Source organism: Clostridium paraputrificum AGR2156, from assembly GCF_000424025.1.
Taxonomy (GTDB): Bacteria; Bacillota; Clostridia; order Clostridiales; family Clostridiaceae; genus Clostridium; species Clostridium paraputrificum.
In genome coordinates, this window is sequence record NZ_KE384122.1 from 1 (window position 1) to 20,082 (window position 20,082).

Sequence of the window (20,082 nt, forward strand, 5' to 3'; positions counted from 1 at the left end):
CCACCTCAAGATGAGATTTCCCATAGCATAAGCTAGTAAGACCCCTTGAAGAACACGAGGTTGATAGGTCAGAGGTGTAAGTGCAGTAATGTATGTAGCTGACTGATACTAATAGGTCGAGGGCTTGACCAAGTTAAAAATATTTCAATAATTGTGTGCAATTTTCAGAGAATAAAATCAAAGATTTTGAATCTGAAGTAATCTGGTGATGATGGCATAGAGGAAACACTCCTTCCCATACCGAACAGGAAAGTTAAGCTCTATAGCGCCGATGGTACTGCATGGGAGACTGTGTGGGAGAGTAGGACGTTGCCAGGTTTTTAATTACGGATCTTTAGCTCAGTTGGTTAGAGCAACCGGCTCATAACCGGTAGGTCCGGGGTTCGAGTCCCTGAAGGTCCACCATTTTTGGGGGTATAGCTCAGTTGGGAGAGCACCTGCCTTGCACGCAGGGGGTCAAGAGTTCGAATCTCTTTATCTCCACCATAAGGACTACGTATGTAGTCCTTTTTTATTTTGCGTGAAAAAGGAAGAAAATAAAGTGGAAAGCAGCTGCTTGGCAAAGAACTACGCATGTAGTTTTTTTATTTTAAAGAAATAGGCATAATTGTGTTATAATATGGAATAAAATAACTAAAGATAATTATATACAATAGCTTTTGTATTTTATATAATTTAGTTATAGATATTTTTTGGATACGTTATCAATAAAAAGATTATATTTAAAAGCTTTGTTAATATATGATATTAAATAATTCTCTTATGGGTGGGGAGTGTATAAAGTGCATAAATTAGAGCTGTTGAAAGATAAACTTAAAGAGTTAAAATTAGAAAAGAGAAGATTGTTATTATCAGGAAAAAAAACTGAAGAAGTAGATATAAAAATAAAAGAGATAGAAATTGAGATAAAACAAGAAGATAAATAATAAAAACTTTTATTGAGTAGTTATAAATTTGAATTAACAATCATATTAAATGATAAGATGAGATTCAAATATATTGCTCAAAAGGAGTGAAGTTTATGATAAGGACAGTAGTGTGCCAAAGAGAAGGGTGTTGTGGAAATAAGTTTCATATCGAAACTATAGACAATAATCTAGAAATAACTTGTAAAGAGTGTGGATCTAAATACTTATTTGATGTTAGCTATTATGACTTTGTAATGCTTTCTAATTGCTCATCATGTAATAATGATACTTTCAAGCTATTTAGAGATGTTGAGAAGGAAGGCATATATGCAAAATGTAGTGAATGTGGAGAACCGCCAGAAAAGATATATATAGATGCTGATGGAATTCAAGTATCTTATGAAGGAAAATTACTACATGATATAAAGGAGTTAATGTATCAAGTTGATCAAAGAGTTTGTAATTTAGAAATTAAGGTTGAATCAATGGAGCATAGCCAAGAGGTACTAGAAGAATCATTAGCATATATAAATAAATATATTGTAGATCAGCGCTAAATTAGAAAATAAATGATATCTAGTGTATAATTATACTTATAATTTTTATGCTAGGAGATTTATATGAAAGATAGGAATAAAAAAGTAGTAAGATGGGGTTTATTTTTAGGATGGATGATTTTTATATTTTATATGTCTCATCAGCCTGGAGATAAGTCTAGTGAACAAAGTAAATTTGTACTATATATTTTTAATTTATTAGGATTAAAATTGGATAACTATTTCGGAGAATTAGCAACTTTAGTTATAAGAAAGGGTGCACATTTTACAGAATATTTTATCTTATTTATCTTAACATATAATGTTATAAGTTTATATGTAATAGAGAGAAAATCTAGATTTTATTCAATAATACTTGTATTTTTATATGCATGTTCTGATGAATTTCACCAGTCATTTATACCTGGAAGAGGACCGGCTTTTAAAGATGTTATGATTGATACATCAGGAGGAATTTTAGGATATTTTTGTGTAAGTATATACAATAGAATTATTAGAAAAAGAAGGGAGTTATAGTTTAACTATAACTCCTTAATTTTTTAACTCCGTTACATGCGTAGTTATATATTTATTCTCATTAAGAGATTTTACTATTTGTTGAAGTGGAGATTCTATAGAGTAGTCTACGTCAAATACATTGTTAGATGTATCAACTTCTATAAAATCTAATTCCTTTGTAGAATGATAAAAAAAGCTTGCTAATAATCCAGGAGTAGGTTTATTTAACTTTTTTATTATTGGATTAGCATCTAAGTCTCTTACGTAGCTTAAAGGCGTAGGAATATATAAGTTATTGTTTTTAGTTTTTTGTAGTTTAGTATATATCAAATAATTCTTTGGTTCATAAATATATTGAAAGTATTCTTCTATAATAGATTTTTGTGCAGAAGATGCTTTATAGTGTGAACTTTCAAAAAAGCCAAAAGGTATATTTAATGTAGTAGCAGTATCGATAGCATTTTCGATTACGGCTCTAGTTTCCTCCTCTGAGCTATTAATTTTACGGGAAAGTTCAGTTCCAACAGCACTTCTAGAATCTCCAGCCTGATGAGTATAGCCATGTAATCCTATTAATGCACCATGGTTAATAAAGTAATCTAATAGATTTATAAAAGCAGCATTTTCAAATGTATCAACAGTTAATAAATCATTGTCAATATTGTCATTAGGAGCTTTAAATCTAGGTATCCATGCAATATGATATTTAATTCCTGAATTACTTAAAAAGTTTGCCATTGCTTTAAATTTAGGTTGATTAGTTTCTGATGATATTCCTTCACCAGCTGTAAAATCTTCTAGCCTAACTAAAGCTATTTTCCCATTGGAACTTTTTTTAGAAGAATTATTTTGTAGATTATTTTGGGGAGCTTTAAAAATATTAATAGTCTGATTTTCGAATGTATAAACTGAAATTAAATTAAATACCTCTTCTATATCTGATATAGAAATAAAAGCTTGGTTATTTTTGGTTAATATATTACCTCTTAAATATAAGGACTCATTTCCTTTGGTATAAGAGTTTTCATTTAAAGTAATAGTGTGATTAGAATTTGAGATAGTAAAAGTATTATTTGATTTAGTGAGATTATATCCAAGCGTTTTACATACATAATCTAGGGGAATATAGTGTCTTTGTGATTTTTTTATGACGGGTATGGAGGCATCAATATTACTTAGAATGTTAACTTTAACATCTGAAACCAATTCTTCTTTTGTATTTTTAAAGTTTAACTTAGGTGTATAGGAAGATTTAAAATCATCATTAGGTAATAATTTAGATTGTACTTTATTATCTTTTACTGTTACAAATCCTTGGAAAAAGCTAAAGTAAAATAATATTCCATATAAAATTGCAATAGAGAGTATAGATAATAATGTAGATAATATAATTTTTTTCTTTTTGCTCATTTTATACTCCTTAATTTATAATAATTCAATAAAAATTATAGCATAAATAGGTATTATTATATAAATGATTACAAAACTTAAGAAAATATTTATAAACATACAATAAAATACATTGCTAAAAATGATATAATGAAAAGTAATGTGGTTTATTATATGGAGGATAAAATAAATGAAGTTAAAGGATAATATAAAAAATAACTATACTAAATATATCATAGGTACTTTTATTATAATATCAGCTTTACTAATAGCTTATATATTATTTAAGTATCCGCAAGTTGGAGTTGCTGATCAAGGAGATTTTGATAGAGTTATGGGATTATCAGGATTATCTTTATTAGATTCAGATAAAATGAATCCTGATTTTAAACGTTTCTATGATTATATTGTTACTGACTACAAGATTAATACAAATATATTTACTTTACTTATTACGCTATTTGGATCAAGTATGGGGTACTTAATAACATTTATATCTTATATATGTAAGGTTTTAGGGCAAGAAGTATTTAAAACACAATATTTAGCTATTGCTTATGCAATAATATATATATCTTCTATTGCTATTATTTTAAAGAACTTAAATATAAAAAGTAAACTTAAATTAACTATTGTTGCGTTAGTTAGCATTTTTGTATTTATGGATGGAAATTATATACTATGGTTTAATAGTTTATATGGAGAACCAATGATGTTATGTACATTATTGCTATTTATAGGGACATTTTTATATTATATTAATTGTAAATATGTAAGGCATGACGAAAGTAATATAGCATCTAAAATTTCGCTAGTATATATAGGTGCATTTATGTTCTTAGGATCAAAGATGCAGGTATTTACCACTTTACCATTTGTAGTAATACTGTTATGTAAGATCCTTTGGGATAATAGAAAGATATTAACACGTAAGAATTTAATATTATTATCAGTATTTTTAGCTGTGGTAGTAATCTATCCAGTTCAAATAAATATGGTAAATAAGAATATAAGTAAAGATACTCAATATAATTCTGTGTTTTATGGCGTTCTTAATGGATCAGAAACGCCTGAACAGGATTTAATAGATCTTGGACTTAATCCAGATATGGCAGGAGAAGCAGGAAAACATTCTTATTTAGATGCAAGTGAATATGTTAAATATATACCTAGAACGCCAATAACTGAGGAAGAGTTTTATAGTAAAATAAGTAATGGAAAGCTAGCTAAATTTTATTTAACTCATCCTAAAAGATTAATAGAGGGAATGCAGTATACAGCAGGAAAAGCTTTTATTACTAGTACGTCTTTAGGAAAGTGTTATAGAGCTGACAGTGAAGAACCAGTAAGAGAATTTAATAGATTTACTACGTGGTCTAATTTTAGAGAGACAAAATTACCAACAAAGTTATGGTTTATACTATCAGTATTTATAGGTATATTTATAGTATCTTTAATCAAGTTTATAAAGAGTTCAGGAAACGAAGAAGTTAGAAATAAGATATTATTGTTATGGGGAATAATGTTAATAGGCGGAATACAGTTCCCAATGCCTTTTGTAGGAAATGGGCAAGCAGATACAGCTAAACAATTATATCTATTTAATTTTGTGTTTGATATATTATTAATTATAGGAGTACTTTGGAGTTTATTTAAATTAATTGACTTTATTAAAGATAAAATAGTAAAGAGATAGGGTAGGGCAACAATTTATGAATTTAAAGGATAAAATAAATGATATTAAGTTTTATAAAAGAAGAGTGTTTTCAGCGGAAATAAGTAAATTTAGATTTGTTACAATAATAGATATGTTATTAAAGTCTCTTATATTTATGACATTAGTTGAAGTAAGTTCTGCGGATAAAATTAAATTTAGTAATATAGGCTTTAAGTTTATATTTGTTTACTTAGCTTTTATATTATTATTTTATTCATTTGGATATTTATTTTCAAAAAATAAACAGATTGTATATTATATTATTTTAAATATATTATTCAGTACTTTATTGATAGCAGATTTATGGTACTTTAGAGTAAATAGAGATTTTTTAGGATTAAAAAATATATTCTTTTCGGGTACATTTAATCCAGTAGGAGAATCTTTATATCAATTTAAAACTATAGATTTATTATTTGTTATAGATATAGTTGCCATAATTTTATTTGTCTTCATAAAGAAGATAAGAAGTACTGAATCAAGAAGTTTCGGAAAGTTCCTTTTTACTCTTAGGCATGTAGCAATTATTTTGTTAATATCATTTGTATGTATAGATGTATTAAGTATTAGTGGATGGTCTAATAGAATGCTTACTAAAAGATGGACGACGCTGATGTCTGCAAGAGCATCAGGACCAATAGGATATCATCTTATAGAGTCAGCTAGAACTTTATCTAAAGTAATGAATCCTTTGTCAAATAGTGAAAAAGATGAGATAGAGCAGTGGTTAGCTTATAATAGAGAAGATTTAGAGCCAAATGAATATAGTGGAGTTGCAAAAGGAAAGAATGTAATATTTATTCAGGTAGAGTCTTTAGAGAATTTTGTTATAAACAAGAGTGTAAATGGAAAAGAGATATCTCCATTTTTAAATAAGCTTACAAGAGAGGGCTTGTATTTTAACAATATATATGAACAAAATAATGCAGGTAATAGTATAGACTGCGATTTCATGGTTAATACATCTATATATCCATTAGGTGATAAAATAACAGCATTAAATTATGGTGAGAATGTTTATTCTAATTCTTTGCCTAGAATATTAGAGGGGGAAGGATATAAAACAATATCATCTCACGCAGAAGAAATTGGAGAATTTAACTGGACAGAGTTGCATAAAAATGGATTTGGAATTGAGACTATGTGGGATATTGGAGGTTATGTTTATGAAGAGACTGTAGGATATGGATTATCTGATAAAAGCTTTTTAACGCAAGTTTCTAATAAATTAAAAGGTGTACAAGAACCTTTCTTCTTTCAAGCTCCTACAATGTCTAATCATGGTCCATTTGAAATTGATGAGAAATATAGAGAGTTAGACTTACCTGAAGAAGTTGATGAGAGCTATTTAGGTGGATATTTTGAGAGCGTAAGATATACAGATAGACAGATAGAAATGTTTTTTGAGAAATTAGATGAAATGGGTATATTAGATAATACAATGATTGTATTATATGGGGATCATGCTGGAGTTCATAAATATTATAATGATGATATACAAAAACTAGATTATGAAGGAAACTGGTGGAAAGAATATGATAATAAAATTCCTTTAATTATATATTCAAAAGGTATTAAGCCAAGCGTTATAGAGGCAAGTGGGGGACAAGTAGATATCCCAACTACTATTGCATATTTACTTGGTATTGATAAGGATAAGTATTTAAATACATCTATGGGAAGAGTATTGGTTAACACAAATAGAGATGCTACAATAATAAAAGGGAATGAAATTAAAGGAAACGTTAAAAATGAAGAGGAATTAGAACATTTATTAAAGTCATATGAGATAGGTGAAAAAATTATAAAGAATAATTATTTTGGAAGAGAGTAAAATCTTTACGGAGGCTTAGAAAATGAAAGAAGTATTATATTTAGTAGTGCCTTGTTATAATGAAGAGGAAGTATTACATGAAACTGCTAAAAGATTATTAGAAAAGATTAATGTAATGATAAAAAATGAAGTTGTATCTGAAGAAAGTAAGATTCTATTTGTTAATGATGGATCTAAAGATAAAACTTGGAGCATTATACAAGAGCTTCATGAACAAAATAACATTTTTAGTGGTGTTAATTTATCAAGAAATAAGGGACATCAAAATGCATTGTTAGCTGGTCTTATGACTGCTAAAGAATATGCGGATATGACAATATCATTAGATGCAGACTTACAGGATGATATAGATGTAATAGATAAGTTTGTAGAAGAATACTATAATGGCAGTGATGTAGTTTATGGAGTAAGATCTTCAAGAAAGACAGATACTTTCTTTAAAAGGACAACAGCTCTTGGATTTTATAAGTTTATGAATATGTTAGGTGTAGATGTAATATATAATCATGCAGATTATAGACTTATGAGTAAGAGAGCTTTAGAAGGGCTAAGCCAGTTTAAAGAAGTAAATCTATTCCTTAGAGGAATTGTCCCTTTAATAGGATATAGATATTCTGTAGTAGAATATGAGAGACATGAGAGATTTGCAGGAGAATCAAAGTATCCTCTTAAGAAGATGCTTGCATTTGCTTGGGATGGAATTACATCATTTAGTATAAAGCCTATAAGAATAATAACAGGATTAGGATTTTCTATATTTGTACTAAGTTTTATTGCCTTAATATATTCATTAATTGTTAAGTTTATGGGAAATACTGAAGCTGGATGGACATCAATAACTATATCTATTTGGATGATTGGTGGAATACAATTATTATCTTTAGGAGTTATTGGAGAGTATATAGGAAAGATATATAACGAGACTAAGCAAAGACCAAGATTTATAATAGCAGATAAATTAATAAATAATGAAGAAAGAGATAATTAGTATGGAATCTTTAATTAATAGGATAAAAGAAGTATTTTTTTCTAAACAATTTATAATGTTTGTTTTTATAGGTGTAATAAACACATTTAATGGAGTGATATTTTCATACATATATTCTAGTTTTTTGAATGAGAATATTGCATTTATATTTGGATATATTTCAGGGTTAGTAATATCTTATATATTAAATAGTTATGTTACTTTTAAAGAAAAGTTAGAATTTAATAAATTCATTAAATTTGCAATTTCGTATATTCCTAACTTTATTATTCAAAATATTGTAGTTTTCATAGTATTTAATATGATGGGATTACATAAATTAATTGCTTATGGATTAGCTGCAGTAATTGGAGTCCCAATAACATTTGTGTTTATGAAGTTTTTTGCATTTAAAAAGAATAAATAGTTTTAAAGATTAAGCAAATTTTGCTTAATCTTTTTTTATGTCTATGAAAATATAAAAACAAGAAAAATAAATATCCATACTACCTTTTTATTTACTATTTTGCAGTTTTTAGTATACATGGAGAAAATGATGGTAAAAATACTAGCAAGAAAATTCTGAAAATTCAAATAAGTTAAGAGGATATGAATGCTCTATATAGAATATATAAAATGTAATATCTTAGTTTCGATATAAGGCAAGGACTATTTTATGGAGTGATAACATAAAAATTATAGTATAAGTTAGCTCATGATTTATATTAATCAAAAAGTCTATATATAGGAAAGGTGGGTGAAAGTCAAAGGTTAATAAATATTAATACTTTGACGAAAATAATGAAAGACTATTCTATTAACAATCTTAGAAATTTAGGGATTATAGGACACAGTTCTTCAGGAAAAACTTCACTAACAGAGGCCTTATTGTACTACTCTAAGGTTACGGATCGCTTAGGTAGAGTAGAAGATGGAACAACAATATCTGACTTTGATCAAGAAGAGAAGAAAAGAGGAATATCTTTATCATCTTCAGTAATTCCATTGGAATGGGAAAAAATAAAGATTAATTTAGTTGATATTCCAGGATATTTTGATTTTGTTGGAGAAAGCATTCAAGGTATGAGAGCTGTAGATGTTGCAATGATTGTAGTTTGTGGTGTTGCAGGTGCTCAAGTAGGAACAGAGCAAGCGTGGGATTATTGTAATAAGATAAAGTTACCGAGAACATTTTTTATAAATAAGTTAGATAGAGAGCATTCAGATTTTGATAAGGTTCTGCAAAACCTTAAAGAGCAATTTGGAATTAGTGTTGTTCCTATACAATATCCAATCGGTAAAGAAAATAACTTTAATGGAGTTATTAATGTGATAACTAAGAGAGCAAGAGTTTATAATCCAAAAACTAAGATGATGGAGGTAGCAGAAATCCCACCAGAATTAGTTAATAAGGTTGATGAATGTAAACAAATGATTATGGAGTCAGTAGCAGAAACTGATGAGGTGTTATTAGAAAAATATTTTAGTGAGGGCGAACTAAGTGATTTAGAAATATATGAAGGCTTAATAAATGGATGTGCGTCAGGTGATATAGCCCCTGTTATGTGTGGTTCTGCTACAAAAATTATAGGAATAAATACATTGTTAGAAGATATAGTTGAATGTTTTCCATCACCTAAATATGCAATACCACAAAAAGCATTAAATATTGAGTCAAATAAGGAAGAATTTATTCAATTAAGTGAAGATAAACCGTTTTCAGCCATGGTATTTAAGACTATAGCGGATCCATTTGTAGGTAAGATTTCTTTATTTAGAGTAATTACAGGTAAGTTGAATGGAGATATGACTGTAGTAAATACTAATAAAAATAAGATGGAGAAATTAACTCATGTATTTTTTATGAGAGGCAAGAATCAAGTTCCAGCAGATAAAGTTATAGCTGGAGATATTGGAGCAGTAGCTAAGCTACAATACACATCTACAGGGGATACTTTATGTGATCAATCTTGTAAAATAATTTATGATAAAATGAATTTTCCTAATACGGTAATGTCAATGGCGGTTTTGCCAAAAAGTAAGGGGGATGAGGATAAGATATCTCTAGCATTAAGTAAGTTACAAGATGAAGATCCAGTATTTAATGTAAGTAGAGATATAGAAAATGCAGAAACAATAATTTCAGGACTTGGAGAAGTTCATTTAGAGGTTATAGCTTCTAAGTTAAAAAATAAGTTTGGAGTAGAGGTACAGCTTAGAAGACCTAAAATACCATATAGAGAAACAATAAAAGGAAGTGCAGATGTACAAGGAAAGCATAAGAAACAATCCGGTGGACATGGTCAATACGGAGATGTAAAAATTCTATTTGAGCCTCGTAATGATGGTGAAAAAGATTTAGAATTTGTGGATAAGGTAGTAGGAGGAGTAGTGCCTAGAAACTTTATTCCAGCAGTTGAAAAGGGCTTGAGAGATTGTATAAAGCATGGTATTTTAGCAGGATATCCTGTTATAGGATTAAGAGCAACATTACATGATGGCTCTTATCATCCTGTAGATTCTTCTGAAATGGCATTTAAGATTGCTGCATCAATTGCATATAAAAAAGGTTTAGAGGGTGCAAAGCCAATTTTGCTAGAACCAATTATGCACATAGAAATTTTAATCCCAGAAGAATATATGGGAGATGTAATTGGTGATATAAATAAGAAGCGTGGAAGAGTACTAGGAATGGAGCCATGTGGTAAACTTCAGAAACTTGTTGTGGAAGCACCAATGGCAGAGTTATTTAAATTTGCTACAGATTTAAGGTCTATAACTCAAGGTAGAGGAAGCTTTGATTTGAAAATAGAAAGATATGAAGAGGTTCCACCTACAGAAGCAATAAAAATAGTAGAGAAGACCAATGAGGAAAAAGAATTGAAAAATGAAGCTTAATATCTATGGAGGGTGGTAAATTTTACACCCTCCATTTTTGTTGTCACTGTGAATATAAGTAAGTACATAGGAGAAAATAGTTATGTAAGGAGAATAAAAAAATAGTTGTAGAATATACTTATATAGATTAGGGAGATAGGTACATTAGGAGGAGGATTATGTCAGATTATAGGATGGAAATAAAAGGTCAAATTGGACTAAGTGATTATAGTAATATATACGATTATTTAGGTATAGTTGAAGATGATGATGTTTTTACAATTAAATTTGATAACAGTAATAAACATGATATAGATATTATTAATTCAATGCTTAAGGGGAGTTCATTTAATATTAAAGAAGAAGGATATGATAATTTGGGAAATTATTATATTAATACATATAAAAGAAAATAATTTATATTTATAGGGTTTATTTATTATTTAAAAGGATTTAGAATAATAATATAAACCCTTTAATATTTTACCATATGAGGAGGCAATCATGAAAAAGTATGTAATAGGTGTAGATTTAGGTGGTACGAAAATAAGTACAGCTATATCAACTATAGAAGGAAATATATTAGCAAATGTAGTATTACCTACTAAAGCTGAAGAAGGAGAAGCAGCTGTATTAGGAAGAATAGTACAATCAATTGATGAAGTAATTGTTGGATCAAGTACTTCAATAGATGAAATAGAAGCTATTGGAATAGGTTCACCAGGACCTTTAGATGCGAAGAAAGGAATAATAATAACAACTCCGAATCTTCCTTTTAAAAATTACAATTTAGTACAACCTTTAAAAGAAAAATATAATATTCCGGTATATTTAGATAACGATGCTAATGCTGCAGCAATAGGAGAGTATATGTTTGGTGCTGGAAAAGGTAAAAATAGTATAGTGTATTTTACAGTTAGTACTGGAGTAGGTGGAGGAGCAGTATTGGATGGTAAAGTATACAGAGGTCATACATCTAATGCCTTAGAAATCGGACATACTACAGTAGATCCTAACGGACCTAGATGTAACTGTGGAAACTTAGGTTGTTTAGAAGCAATGTCATCAGGAACAGCAATAGCTAAAAAAGGTAAAGAAGCTGTTTCAACTAATGTTGAGACGATCTTAAAAAAGCATGACACTGTTACTTCATATGAAGTATTTAAAGAAGCGGAAGCTGGAGACGAAGTTGCAAAAGATATAATAGATAATGCCTTAACATATCTAGGAATTGGTGTGGCAAATGCAATAGCTACATTTGACCCAGAGATGATAATAATAGGCGGGGGAGTATCAAAGGCTGGTGATATAGTGTTTGATACTGTAAAAAAGGTTGTTAATAAGAGATGCTTTAAGAGTATGGCTGAAAGTTGTGAAATAGTTCCTGCTGGACTTGGTTCAGATGCAGGAGTAGTTGGTGCAGTTGCATTAGCTATAATAGAGAGTAGGTAGTTATAATAATAATCCCAATAGTAAATGCTATTGGGATTTACTATTGGGAGGGACACTATTATGATTACAGTTTATTTAACTAGACATGGACAAACTGTTTGGAATTTAGATAAAAGATTACAAGGGTCTGGAAATTCAGATTTAACTGATCATGGAGTTGAGCAGGCAGAGCAGTTAAAAAAAAGAGTAGATGGCCTTAAATTAGATGTTATATATACTAGTCCATTAGAGAGGGCGAGAAAAACAGCTAATATAATTAGGGGAAATAGAAATATAGAAATAATAGAAGTAGATGCTTTTAAAGAAATAAGCTTTGGAGAATATGAGGGCCATACAGAAGAGGAACTATTAAAGGTAGGAAGAGGAAAAGAAATAAAAGAAATTTTTAATGGGAATATGGATATAAAGGCTCCAGGTGGAGAATCTTTAATAAATCTATATGATAGAGTAGGGGAAGCTTTAGAGAATATATTAAAAAATAGTATAAATAAAAAAATATTAATTGTAGCTCATGGCATGACATTAAAAGCTGTGATGAACTATTTTAATAAAGGAAATGGATTTTATAAAGAAATAATGGGACAAGCATCCCTTACAAAAATTAACTGTTATAAGGATGAATTTCAGTTTGAATATATAAATGATACAAGTCATATTAACAAAAAAATAAATTCAGGTTGGTAGAATATTTTTGTGAATAATTTTGCTAGGTACTACATATGTTAGAGATGTAGGTACTAAATTCTTTTTCCTCATACATATTTTTCTTAACTATTTATTAATTAATGTTGTAAACTATTTTACTTTACACAGTAATGTAGTGGGGAAAAGAATTTTTTATATATGCTATCCCTAATTATTATTAGGGATAGCTCATATGTTGAATGTTTAGGGGAGTCTATGACTCCCTTAAATTATTTGTGTTATAATGTATGTTAATAAAAGGAAGAGGTGAGGTTTTAATGAAGGCAGAAATATTAGCTGTAGGAACAGAGATATTATTAGGAGATATTATAAATACTAATGCACAATTCATATCTAAAGAATTAGCTTTATTAGGAATAGATGTATACCGTCAAGAAGTAATTGGTGATAACGAAGATAGATTATTAGAGGCAATAGGAGAAATATTTCAGAGAAGTGATATTTTAATATGTACTGGTGGCCTTGGACCTACAGAAGATGATTTAACTAAAGAAACAATATGTAAGTATTTTAATGCTGACTTAGAGTTACATGAAGAATCTCTTGCAGAATTAAAAAATTACTATAAGAGGTTAGATAGACAAATGACAGAAAGTAATCTTAAGCAAGTTTATTTTCCTAAGGAATCAAAAGTCTTATCAAATCCAAATGGGACAGCTCCAGGAATGATTTTGGAGAAGAATGATAAAGTGGCTATTATACTTCCAGGACCTCCTAGAGAAATGAAACCTATGTTTTTAAATTATGTAAAGCCATACTTAAAGGATAAAGGTAATGGAGTTATAATATCTGAAGTATTAAGAGTATTAGGTGTTGGAGAAAGTACAGCAGCTAATATGATTAAAGATTTTATTAATAATGGAGTTAATCCAACAGTTGCACCTTATGCAAAGGAAGATGATGTAATATTTAGGATTACTGCTAGAGGTAAGAGTGAAGAAGATGGAAGAAAACTTATAGCACCTGTAAAAGAGGAAATGAAAAAAGTATTTAATTTAGATTGCTATGGAGAGGGTGAAGAGCTAACAATCGAAGAAGTTCTAGGAAAATTGTTAGTAGATAGAAAACTTACCATATCAACAGCTGAATCTTGTACAGGTGGAATGATAGCTAGCAGATTAATTAATTATCCAGGAATATCTGAGGTGTTTCTAGAAGGTGCTGTAACTTATTCTAATGAAGCAAAGGAAAGAACTCTAAATGTAAAGAAGAAAACTTTAGATACTTATGGAGCTGTTAGTGAGGAAACAGCAAAGGAAATGGCTATTGGTATATCAAAAAGAACTGGTTCAGATATATCGGTTGTTACAACAGGAATAGCAGGTCCTGGTGGTGGTTCAGAAGAAAAACCTGTTGGATTAGTATATATAGGGCTATATTATAAAGGAAAGGTAAAAGCATTTAAATATATATTTAATGGAAATAGGCATAATGTAAGAACTAAAGCTACTGTTACAGCATTAGATTTAGTTAGAAGGGAAATTTTAAAGGATAATTAGTTATTAAAAGTGAAACAATCCCTCTTATGCTTAATAAAAACACAAAAGGGATTGAAACGTATATAAATAAAATGGGGGAGAGGCGATTATAAAAAGCGTCTCGCTTCATATATAATTATTTCCTCAGTATACAAGAATTATTCATAAAATAGGAGAGAGAGATGAGTAAATTACAAAGATCTAACATATATTTCTTAATTTTAGTGCTATTAACAATATTTTTACCTGAATATTTAATAAAAACATATTTGTTAATAGGGATAAAAGATATAAGAATAATGCAATTTTTAAATCACGTTATTTTATTTTTAGTACCTGCAATAATTTATGTTGTTGTTACTAAAGTAAATATAAAGGAAACATTTAGATTAAATAAAATACATTTAAAAGACTTATTATTAATAATTTTAATTGCATTTGTTTGCTATCCATTAATGGGGTGCATATCTGCTATATCTCAGATGTTTTTTACAAATAATATAGGAACATTTATGGCTGCTATTGCAGATACTCCATATTGGGCTATGTTATTACTTATGGCAGTTACCCCTGCAATAACAGAAGAGATAACTTTAAGGGGAGTTGTTCTATCAGGATATGATAACCAGTCTAAATTTAAAGCAGCACTAATAACAGGTATTTTATTTGGTATATTTCATATGGATTTTCAACAGTTTTTATATGCTGCAGTATTAGGTTTTATTTTTGCATATATAGTTAGAATTACAAATAGTATTTTTTCCTCAGTAATAATGCATTTTATAATTAATGGAATATCAGTAACTGCGCAAAAGGTATTGTTTTCTGCAGAAGAATTAATTTCTCAAGTAGTAGAGGAACCATCTTTAATGGATTTAAGTTTTAATATGAAGCTTACTTATATGTCTACTTATATATTAGTAGGAGTAGCTTTCGGAGTATTGGTATATAAGCTTATTCATAAACTTGAAGTATGGAACATAGAAAGACAAGGAGTACCAGATGAAATTGGTGAATCTAATTATTTAAGAGATGTAAGTGATGAACCTAAGGAAAGTGTAATCAATTGGTCTTTTATATTAATTGTAGTAATATATTTAGCCTTTATGATTTATGATGTATATATTAGATAATAAAAAAGCTATCTTCTATGATAGCTTTTCTTATATTTAAGTATTGACTAAGATTATACTTAGAGATTTATTAATAACTATTGTGGGATAGCATTAAAACTAAAAACTTTTAGTAATATTTCTTGAATTATTATAAAACAAAGAGAAATCACTTTGCTTTACCCAACCTCTAGAGTTTATGTTGCTATCTATAGGTAGTGCAACATAGAACCATGTATCTCTTAGAACCTCAGCTTTATCTAAAATTTTGACTTCCATTTTTACCTGTGTTGTTTGAAGTAGGTTTGAACTTTCTATAGGAGCAATCAAAACATTAGATTTTTCTTTAAGTAAACCAGTATAGTTCGTCGGTATAAGATATTTTATTTGAATAGATTCCTTAGTTCTAGTAAATTTAGAAAGTTTAGATCTTAAGTTATTGTTTTGGCTATTTGCAACTAAAAGTTGATGCTTTAAGATTGATTGTTTTCTATCAAAATAAAATATTGTTATAATAAGTGCTATAAGTAAAATTAAAAATATAATATACTTCATAGAAATGCTCCTTAATAGCTATACAATATAAATATATTTATCTATTAACAAAACATACCTAAAAGATAAGTTACTATTTAAAAAAATTAACTGCTTTTCCTAATACTTTTCCAATGGAGTCATGAATAACAAGGTTAGCTTTATTATCAGCAGTGGTTGAACTCTTATTTATAAGAATTAGATTCTTGCCTTTAAAATAATTAATAAGTCCAGCTGCAGGATATACAACTAAAGAAGTACCTCCAATTATAAGTGTATCAGCTTTAGAGATTGCGCTTATTGCTCCTTGTATAGTAGACTCATCTAATCCTTCCTCATAAAGAACTACATCAGGTTTTACAGTTCCGCCACATTTAGAGCATATAGGAATTCCATCTGATTCTAAAATAAACTTTTCATCATAAAATTCATGACAGCTTATACAATAGTTTCTTAAGACAGAGCCATGAAGTTCAAATACATTTTTAGATCCAGCTGATTGGTGTAAGCCATCAATGTTTTGAGTAACTATAGCTTTAAGTTTACCCATTTCTTCAAGTTTGGCTAAAGCTATATGTGCCTCATTGGGTTTAGCATTAGGATATATAAGTTTTGATTTGTAGAAATTATAGAATTCCTTTGGATATCTTATGAAAAATGTATGTGAAACCAGTTGTTCAGGAGTAAATGTAATATTTAGTTTTTCATTAAAAAGACCATTAGAACTTCTAAAGTCAGGAATTCCGCTTTCTGTTGAAACACCTGCTCCACCGAAGAATACTATATTGTTACTATCTTTAAAAATTTGAATTAATTTTTCTATTTCAGTATTCATAAAATCATCTCCATAAATATTTATAATTTTATTATTGCACAAATATAATAAAAAATAAAACATACAGAAATTTGGTGTTAAAGATAGCTTTAAAAGTAAATAAAAAAAGTTTTACTTACATAATACTTTCAAATATGTTAAAATAAAGATACAACGAGTAGTTTTTGCAACGTAAGTCCTGTTGTGAAGGCTATTTTTTTTATGTTGGCGTAATTTTTTTAACTGCCTAAGTTAACTCTATATAAAGCTATTAGTAACTTCAGGTAATTAAAGTTTTATGTAAGGAAGGAGACGATTTTATGTTTAAGGTTAATGATTACGTTATGTATGGAATGACAGGAGCATGTAAGGTTATTGATATAAAGAAGGAAAAGTTCATGAACAATGAACAAAAAGAATGCTACGTGTTAAGTCCTATTTACTCTAAAAATATGACAATAAAAATTCCAGTAGATAATAAGAAAGTAATTATTAGAGGTATACACTCTGAAGAAGAGGTAGAGTCATTAATGGAGAAAGTGTCTGATATGGATTTATTTTGGGTAGACAATGATAAAGAAAGATCAGAAACATTTAAGTCAATGTTGAAGAATGGAGAATGTGAAGATTTAATCACAATAGTTAAGAGCATTTACTCCAATAAGAAGAACAAGGTGTCAGGTAAAAAGACAAATAAAAATGATGATGAGGTTATGAAGACAGCAGAAAACTTATTGAATGAAGAATTTTCAATTAGTTTAGGAATAGAGAAAGAAAATGTTAAGTCTTATATACTTAGTCATATTAATCAATAATATAATCTTACGGTAAAAAGATGGTGAATTAATGAATATCACCATCTTTTTGATTTCTAGTCCATAATTAGAAAAGCTTTATAGAATAATATGATTCTAATTAATAATATAGATAAGTTATACATATAATTAATAAGTAATATTGTAGTAAGGAGTAGATTGATGAGCATATATGATTTGTCTGGAGAGCAGCTTTTAACTTTATCTTGGCTTATTGCAACAAAAAGTGTACAAGGATTATCTTTAGCTGAACAAGATGTTTTAGGATATTTTTTTACATCAGTAGGTGAAAATATCTTATTAATACGTGCTCAAAATGAATTGCTTACAGATGTACGTAATGAAAGAGGAATTAATACAGAGGGTAGAAGTGAGGGATTTTAAAGAAAAGTAGAAAAAGTAATTGACATAATTTAATTATATATATATAATACTAATTGTATCTGGTGATGATGGCATAGAGGAAACACTCCTTCCCATACCGAACAGGAAAGTTAAGCTCTATAGCGCCAATGGTACTGCATGGGAGACTGTGTGGGAGAGTAGGACGTTGCCAGGTAGATATGGCTCGATAGCTCAGTCGGTAGAGCAGAGGACTGAAAATCCTCGTGTCCCTGGTTCGATTCCTGGTCGAGCCACCAGGAAAAAGCACTAACTAAAAGTTAGTGCTTTTTTTATTTAAATTATTATGAAATAAATTTGTAACTAATAGTTAAAGATTGTGTAATGACTAGTAGTGAGTATATAGGTATAATAATAGTGAAAGAAATAAAAGGTTTAACAAAACTTACAAAAATGTAACAATTTATTTATTAAAAAGTAATAGATAACTCTTTACAAGGTAATTATAAAAATGTATAATAATAAATGTAGTCAATAATAATACTAATCAATCTTTAAGTTTTGCTTAAGGAATACTTAAGAAATTGAATTTATAATAAGTTTTGTAATTAATAGTATTTAGGAGATGAGTAAAGTGTTAGACAAATTAAGCCTGACAGATAAAGAATGTGAATATTTAGCAAAAGGTATTGCAATTGGAGTTGGGTGTGGAGTTTTTGTAGGAGCTATAGTAGGTAATGTTGCATTAACATTTTCAATTGGTGGTGTTGCAGGAATAATAGGCTCTTTATTTTACTCATGGCATATGAAAAGAAGAAATAAAGCTAAAAAGTCAATTAATATAGATTAAAACCCCCTGTATTTAAAGAATAGAATCACACACATAAAAAGAAACCTTACTTAATAAAGTAAGGTTTCTTTTTATATGTTATCAATTTGCCAATCAATTTCTTGTTTATTAATACTTTTTAAGAATTCATTAGTTTTAGAAAAAGGTTTGCTTCCAAAGAATCCTCTTGTAGCTGAAAGAGGACTTGGATGTACTGATTGTATTATGTAATGTTGAGGGTTAGTTATAAGTTTCTTTTTACTTATAGCGTTATTACCCCATAAAATAAAAACTATAGGGTCTTTTCTTTCATTTAATTTAGATATTATCTTATCAGTGAATATTTCCCAACCCTTATTTTTATGAGAATTTGCTTCTCCAGCTCTTACAGTTAATACTGTGTTTAATAAAAGAACTCCCTGATCTGCCCACTTTTTTAAGTATCCGTTATTAGGAATAGAACAACCTATATCAGTATGTAATTCTTTATATATGTTTCTTAAAGAAGGTGGTGGTTGTATACCTGGCTTTACAGAAAAGCTTAATCCGTGAGCTTGATTTGGACCATGATAAGGATCTTGACCTAAGATAACAATTTTCACATCATTATAGTCTGTAAAATGAAGAGCATTAAAAATATCATATGCATTTGGATATATGGTTTTTGATTTATACTCCTCTATAAGAAATTGTCTTAATTTTTGATAATAGTCCTTATCAAATTCATCTTTTAATACAGTATTCCAATTATTCTTTAAAATTTGATTCATTTTATCACCCCTAAATATTATAACACAAATCGGCTTAATTATTGACTTTAGCTATGTTGAGATTAATATATTGAATATTCTTTATATATATAATTTTCTCTAAAAGTAAAAAAACATAACCTTGCGTATCTATATAAGAATAAATAAGTAAAAACTGTATAAAAGCTAGTATATGAAGGATAATACAGATAAAATCAATAAATATAATTAGACAAATTTCTTGTATGTGATAAGATATGTCTTGTCCTTACGACAGCGGTAAACAACTTAAAACAAATGACTCAAAAAAATTCAAAAAAAGTTGTTGACAAGTTTCGATGAGGATGTTAAGATAAGCAAGTCGCTTGAGTGCGACACACAAATTGGTCTTTGAAAATTGAACAGAATATAAGTTAAAAACCAGCAATTCTTTTTTACGAGTAAACTTGAGAAATCAAGTAGCAAGATTAAACTTTTTATTGAGAGTTTGATCCTGGCTCAGGAC

The 20,082-nt window shown here is 28.7% G+C and carries 20 protein-coding genes, 3 tRNA genes and 3 rRNA genes; 22 read left to right on the forward strand and 4 right to left on the reverse strand.

What is annotated here, in order from left to right; all coding sequences use genetic code 11:
* The 7 genes from G594_RS0114565 to G594_RS0114595 all read left to right on the forward strand — a co-directional run.
* Positions 1-132 (forward strand): 23S ribosomal RNA (locus tag G594_RS0114565); the annotation flags it as partial.
* A gap of 69 nt (positions 133-201) precedes the next feature.
* Positions 202-318 (forward strand): 5S ribosomal RNA (rrf, locus tag G594_RS0114570).
* Positions 319-328: 10 nt separating this feature from the next.
* Positions 329-405, forward strand: a tRNA-Ile gene (locus G594_RS0114575).
* Positions 406-410: 5 nt separating this feature from the next.
* Positions 411-486, forward strand: a tRNA-Ala gene (locus G594_RS0114580).
* Between the two features lie 296 nt (positions 487-782).
* Positions 783-926, forward strand: a complete 144-nt coding sequence (locus G594_RS20375; RefSeq protein ID WP_167539566.1) for a hypothetical protein — start codon at positions 783-785, stop codon at positions 924-926.
* A 95-nt stretch (positions 927-1,021) separates the two neighbouring features.
* Complete coding sequence (locus G594_RS0114590) at positions 1,022-1,465, forward strand: hypothetical protein (RefSeq protein ID WP_027099234.1); 444 nt, start codon at positions 1,022-1,024, stop codon at positions 1,463-1,465.
* 63 nt (positions 1,466-1,528) lie between these two features.
* Positions 1,529-1,981: a VanZ family protein gene (locus G594_RS0114595; RefSeq protein WP_027099235.1), complete on the forward strand. Its 453-nt coding sequence runs from the start codon at positions 1,529-1,531 to the stop codon at positions 1,979-1,981.
* A 15-nt stretch (positions 1,982-1,996) separates the two neighbouring features.
* Here G594_RS0114595 and G594_RS0114600 read toward each other — a convergent pair whose 3' ends face one another.
* Positions 1,997-3,373 (reverse strand): DUF2334 domain-containing protein, encoded by a 1,377-nt coding sequence (locus tag G594_RS0114600; RefSeq protein ID WP_027099236.1) that lies wholly within the window; start codon positions 3,371-3,373, stop codon positions 1,997-1,999.
* Positions 3,374-3,542: 169 nt separating this feature from the next.
* Between G594_RS0114600 and wsfD the strand changes: the two genes are divergently transcribed.
* The 10 genes from wsfD to G594_RS0114650 all read left to right on the forward strand — a co-directional run bounded on the left by wsfD (position 3,543) and on the right by G594_RS0114650 (position 15,515).
* Positions 3,543-5,048, forward strand: coding sequence for a glycan biosynthesis hexose transferase WsfD (wsfD, locus tag G594_RS0114605; protein WP_027099237.1), 1,506 nt, complete (start codon positions 3,543-3,545; stop codon positions 5,046-5,048).
* Between the two features lie 16 nt (positions 5,049-5,064).
* Positions 5,065-6,903 carry an LTA synthase family protein gene (locus tag G594_RS0114610; RefSeq protein ID WP_051196036.1) on the forward strand — a complete coding sequence of 613 codons (1,839 nt, stop codon included), beginning with the start codon at positions 5,065-5,067 and terminating at the stop codon, positions 6,901-6,903.
* 22 nt (positions 6,904-6,925) lie between these two features.
* Positions 6,926-7,891, forward strand: coding sequence for a glycosyltransferase family 2 protein (locus tag G594_RS0114615; protein ID WP_027099239.1), 966 nt, complete (start codon positions 6,926-6,928; stop codon positions 7,889-7,891).
* Position 7,892: 1 nt separating this feature from the next.
* Positions 7,893-8,297, forward strand: a complete 405-nt coding sequence (locus G594_RS0114620) for a GtrA family protein (protein ID WP_027099240.1) — start codon at positions 7,893-7,895, stop codon at positions 8,295-8,297.
* Between the two features lie 374 nt (positions 8,298-8,671).
* Positions 8,672-10,768, forward strand: a complete 2,097-nt coding sequence (gene fusA, locus G594_RS0114625) for an elongation factor G (protein ID WP_027099241.1) — start codon at positions 8,672-8,674, stop codon at positions 10,766-10,768.
* 158 nt (positions 10,769-10,926) lie between these two features.
* Complete coding sequence (locus G594_RS0114630) at positions 10,927-11,163, forward strand: hypothetical protein (protein ID WP_027099242.1); 237 nt, start codon at positions 10,927-10,929, stop codon at positions 11,161-11,163.
* An 88-nt stretch (positions 11,164-11,251) separates the two neighbouring features.
* Positions 11,252-12,199, forward strand: a complete 948-nt coding sequence (locus tag G594_RS0114635) for an ROK family protein (RefSeq protein WP_027099243.1) — start codon at positions 11,252-11,254, stop codon at positions 12,197-12,199.
* A 60-nt stretch (positions 12,200-12,259) separates the two neighbouring features.
* Entirely contained in the window at positions 12,260-12,883 is a 624-nt protein-coding gene (locus G594_RS0114640) for a histidine phosphatase family protein (protein ID WP_027099244.1), read from the forward strand.
* Between the two features lie 278 nt (positions 12,884-13,161).
* Positions 13,162-14,403 carry a competence/damage-inducible protein A gene (locus tag G594_RS0114645; protein ID WP_027099245.1) on the forward strand — a complete coding sequence of 414 codons (1,242 nt, stop codon included), beginning with the start codon at positions 13,162-13,164 and terminating at the stop codon, positions 14,401-14,403.
* 161 nt (positions 14,404-14,564) lie between these two features.
* Entirely contained in the window at positions 14,565-15,515 is a 951-nt protein-coding gene (locus G594_RS0114650; protein WP_027099246.1) for a type II CAAX endopeptidase family protein, read from the forward strand.
* A gap of 99 nt (positions 15,516-15,614) precedes the next feature.
* Here the strand turns inward: G594_RS0114650 and G594_RS0114655 are convergent, their stop codons facing one another.
* Both G594_RS0114655 and G594_RS0114660 read right to left on the reverse strand, forming a co-directional pair.
* Positions 15,615-16,049 (reverse strand): hypothetical protein, encoded by a 435-nt coding sequence (locus G594_RS0114655; RefSeq protein WP_027099247.1) that lies wholly within the window; start codon positions 16,047-16,049, stop codon positions 15,615-15,617.
* 73 nt (positions 16,050-16,122) lie between these two features.
* Positions 16,123-16,863, reverse strand: a complete 741-nt coding sequence (locus tag G594_RS0114660; RefSeq protein ID WP_027099248.1) for an NAD-dependent protein deacylase — start codon at positions 16,861-16,863, stop codon at positions 16,123-16,125.
* 299 nt (positions 16,864-17,162) lie between these two features.
* Here G594_RS0114660 and G594_RS0114665 point away from each other — a divergent pair, with 299 nt between their 5' ends.
* The 5 genes from G594_RS0114665 (at position 17,163) to G594_RS0114685 (ending at position 18,849) form a co-directional block, all read left to right on the forward strand.
* A complete protein-coding gene (locus G594_RS0114665; protein WP_027099249.1) occupies positions 17,163-17,657 on the forward strand; it encodes a CarD family transcriptional regulator in 495 nt (164 codons plus the stop codon).
* 162 nt (positions 17,658-17,819) lie between these two features.
* Positions 17,820-18,041 carry a hypothetical protein gene (locus G594_RS0114670; protein ID WP_027099250.1) on the forward strand — a complete coding sequence of 74 codons (222 nt, stop codon included), beginning with the start codon at positions 17,820-17,822 and terminating at the stop codon, positions 18,039-18,041.
* Between the two features lie 58 nt (positions 18,042-18,099).
* A 5S ribosomal RNA gene (gene rrf / locus G594_RS0114675) occupies positions 18,100-18,216 on the forward strand.
* Positions 18,217-18,222: 6 nt separating this feature from the next.
* Positions 18,223-18,298 (forward strand) — tRNA-Phe (locus G594_RS0114680).
* Positions 18,299-18,633: 335 nt separating this feature from the next.
* The gene (locus G594_RS0114685; protein ID WP_027099251.1) at positions 18,634-18,849 is read left to right on the forward strand and encodes a hypothetical protein; all 216 of its coding nucleotides are present in this window, start codon (positions 18,634-18,636) and stop codon (positions 18,847-18,849) included.
* A 71-nt stretch (positions 18,850-18,920) separates the two neighbouring features.
* Here G594_RS0114685 and G594_RS0114690 read toward each other — a convergent pair whose 3' ends face one another.
* Positions 18,921-19,598, reverse strand: a complete 678-nt coding sequence (locus tag G594_RS0114690) for a uracil-DNA glycosylase (protein ID WP_027099252.1) — start codon at positions 19,596-19,598, stop codon at positions 18,921-18,923.
* Positions 19,599-20,082: the final 484 nt, after the last annotated feature.

Coding starts and splice junctions, on each gene's coding strand:
- G594_RS0114600 (WP_027099236.1), bottom strand. CDS start 3,373: ATGAGCAAAAAGAAAAAAATTATATTATCTACATTATTATCTATACTC.
- G594_RS0114635 (WP_027099243.1), top strand. CDS start 11,252: ATGAAAAAGTATGTAATAGGTGTAGATTTAGGTGGTACGAAAATAAGT.
- fusA (WP_027099241.1), top strand. CDS start 8,672: ATGAAAGACTATTCTATTAACAATCTTAGAAATTTAGGGATTATAGGA.
- G594_RS0114650 (WP_027099246.1), top strand. CDS start 14,565: ATGAGTAAATTACAAAGATCTAACATATATTTCTTAATTTTAGTGCTA.
- G594_RS0114590 (WP_027099234.1), top strand. CDS start 1,022: ATGATAAGGACAGTAGTGTGCCAAAGAGAAGGGTGTTGTGGAAATAAG.
- G594_RS0114610 (WP_051196036.1), top strand. CDS start 5,065: ATGAATTTAAAGGATAAAATAAATGATATTAAGTTTTATAAAAGAAGA.
- G594_RS0114645 (WP_027099245.1), top strand. CDS start 13,162: ATGAAGGCAGAAATATTAGCTGTAGGAACAGAGATATTATTAGGAGAT.
- G594_RS0114670 (WP_027099250.1), top strand. CDS start 17,820: ATGAGCATATATGATTTGTCTGGAGAGCAGCTTTTAACTTTATCTTGG.
- G594_RS0114620 (WP_027099240.1), top strand. CDS start 7,893: ATGGAATCTTTAATTAATAGGATAAAAGAAGTATTTTTTTCTAAACAA.
- G594_RS0114630 (WP_027099242.1), top strand. CDS start 10,927: ATGTCAGATTATAGGATGGAAATAAAAGGTCAAATTGGACTAAGTGAT.
- G594_RS0114655 (WP_027099247.1), bottom strand. CDS start 16,049: ATGAAGTATATTATATTTTTAATTTTACTTATAGCACTTATTATAACA.
- G594_RS0114665 (WP_027099249.1), top strand. CDS start 17,163: ATGTTTAAGGTTAATGATTACGTTATGTATGGAATGACAGGAGCATGT.
- G594_RS0114660 (WP_027099248.1), bottom strand. CDS start 16,863: ATGAATACTGAAATAGAAAAATTAATTCAAATTTTTAAAGATAGTAAC.
- G594_RS0114690 (WP_027099252.1), bottom strand. CDS start 19,598: ATGAATCAAATTTTAAAGAATAATTGGAATACTGTATTAAAAGATGAA.
- wsfD (WP_027099237.1), top strand. CDS start 3,543: ATGAAGTTAAAGGATAATATAAAAAATAACTATACTAAATATATCATA.
- G594_RS0114595 (WP_027099235.1), top strand. CDS start 1,529: ATGAAAGATAGGAATAAAAAAGTAGTAAGATGGGGTTTATTTTTAGGA.
- G594_RS0114640 (WP_027099244.1), top strand. CDS start 12,260: ATGATTACAGTTTATTTAACTAGACATGGACAAACTGTTTGGAATTTA.
- G594_RS0114615 (WP_027099239.1), top strand. CDS start 6,926: ATGAAAGAAGTATTATATTTAGTAGTGCCTTGTTATAATGAAGAGGAA.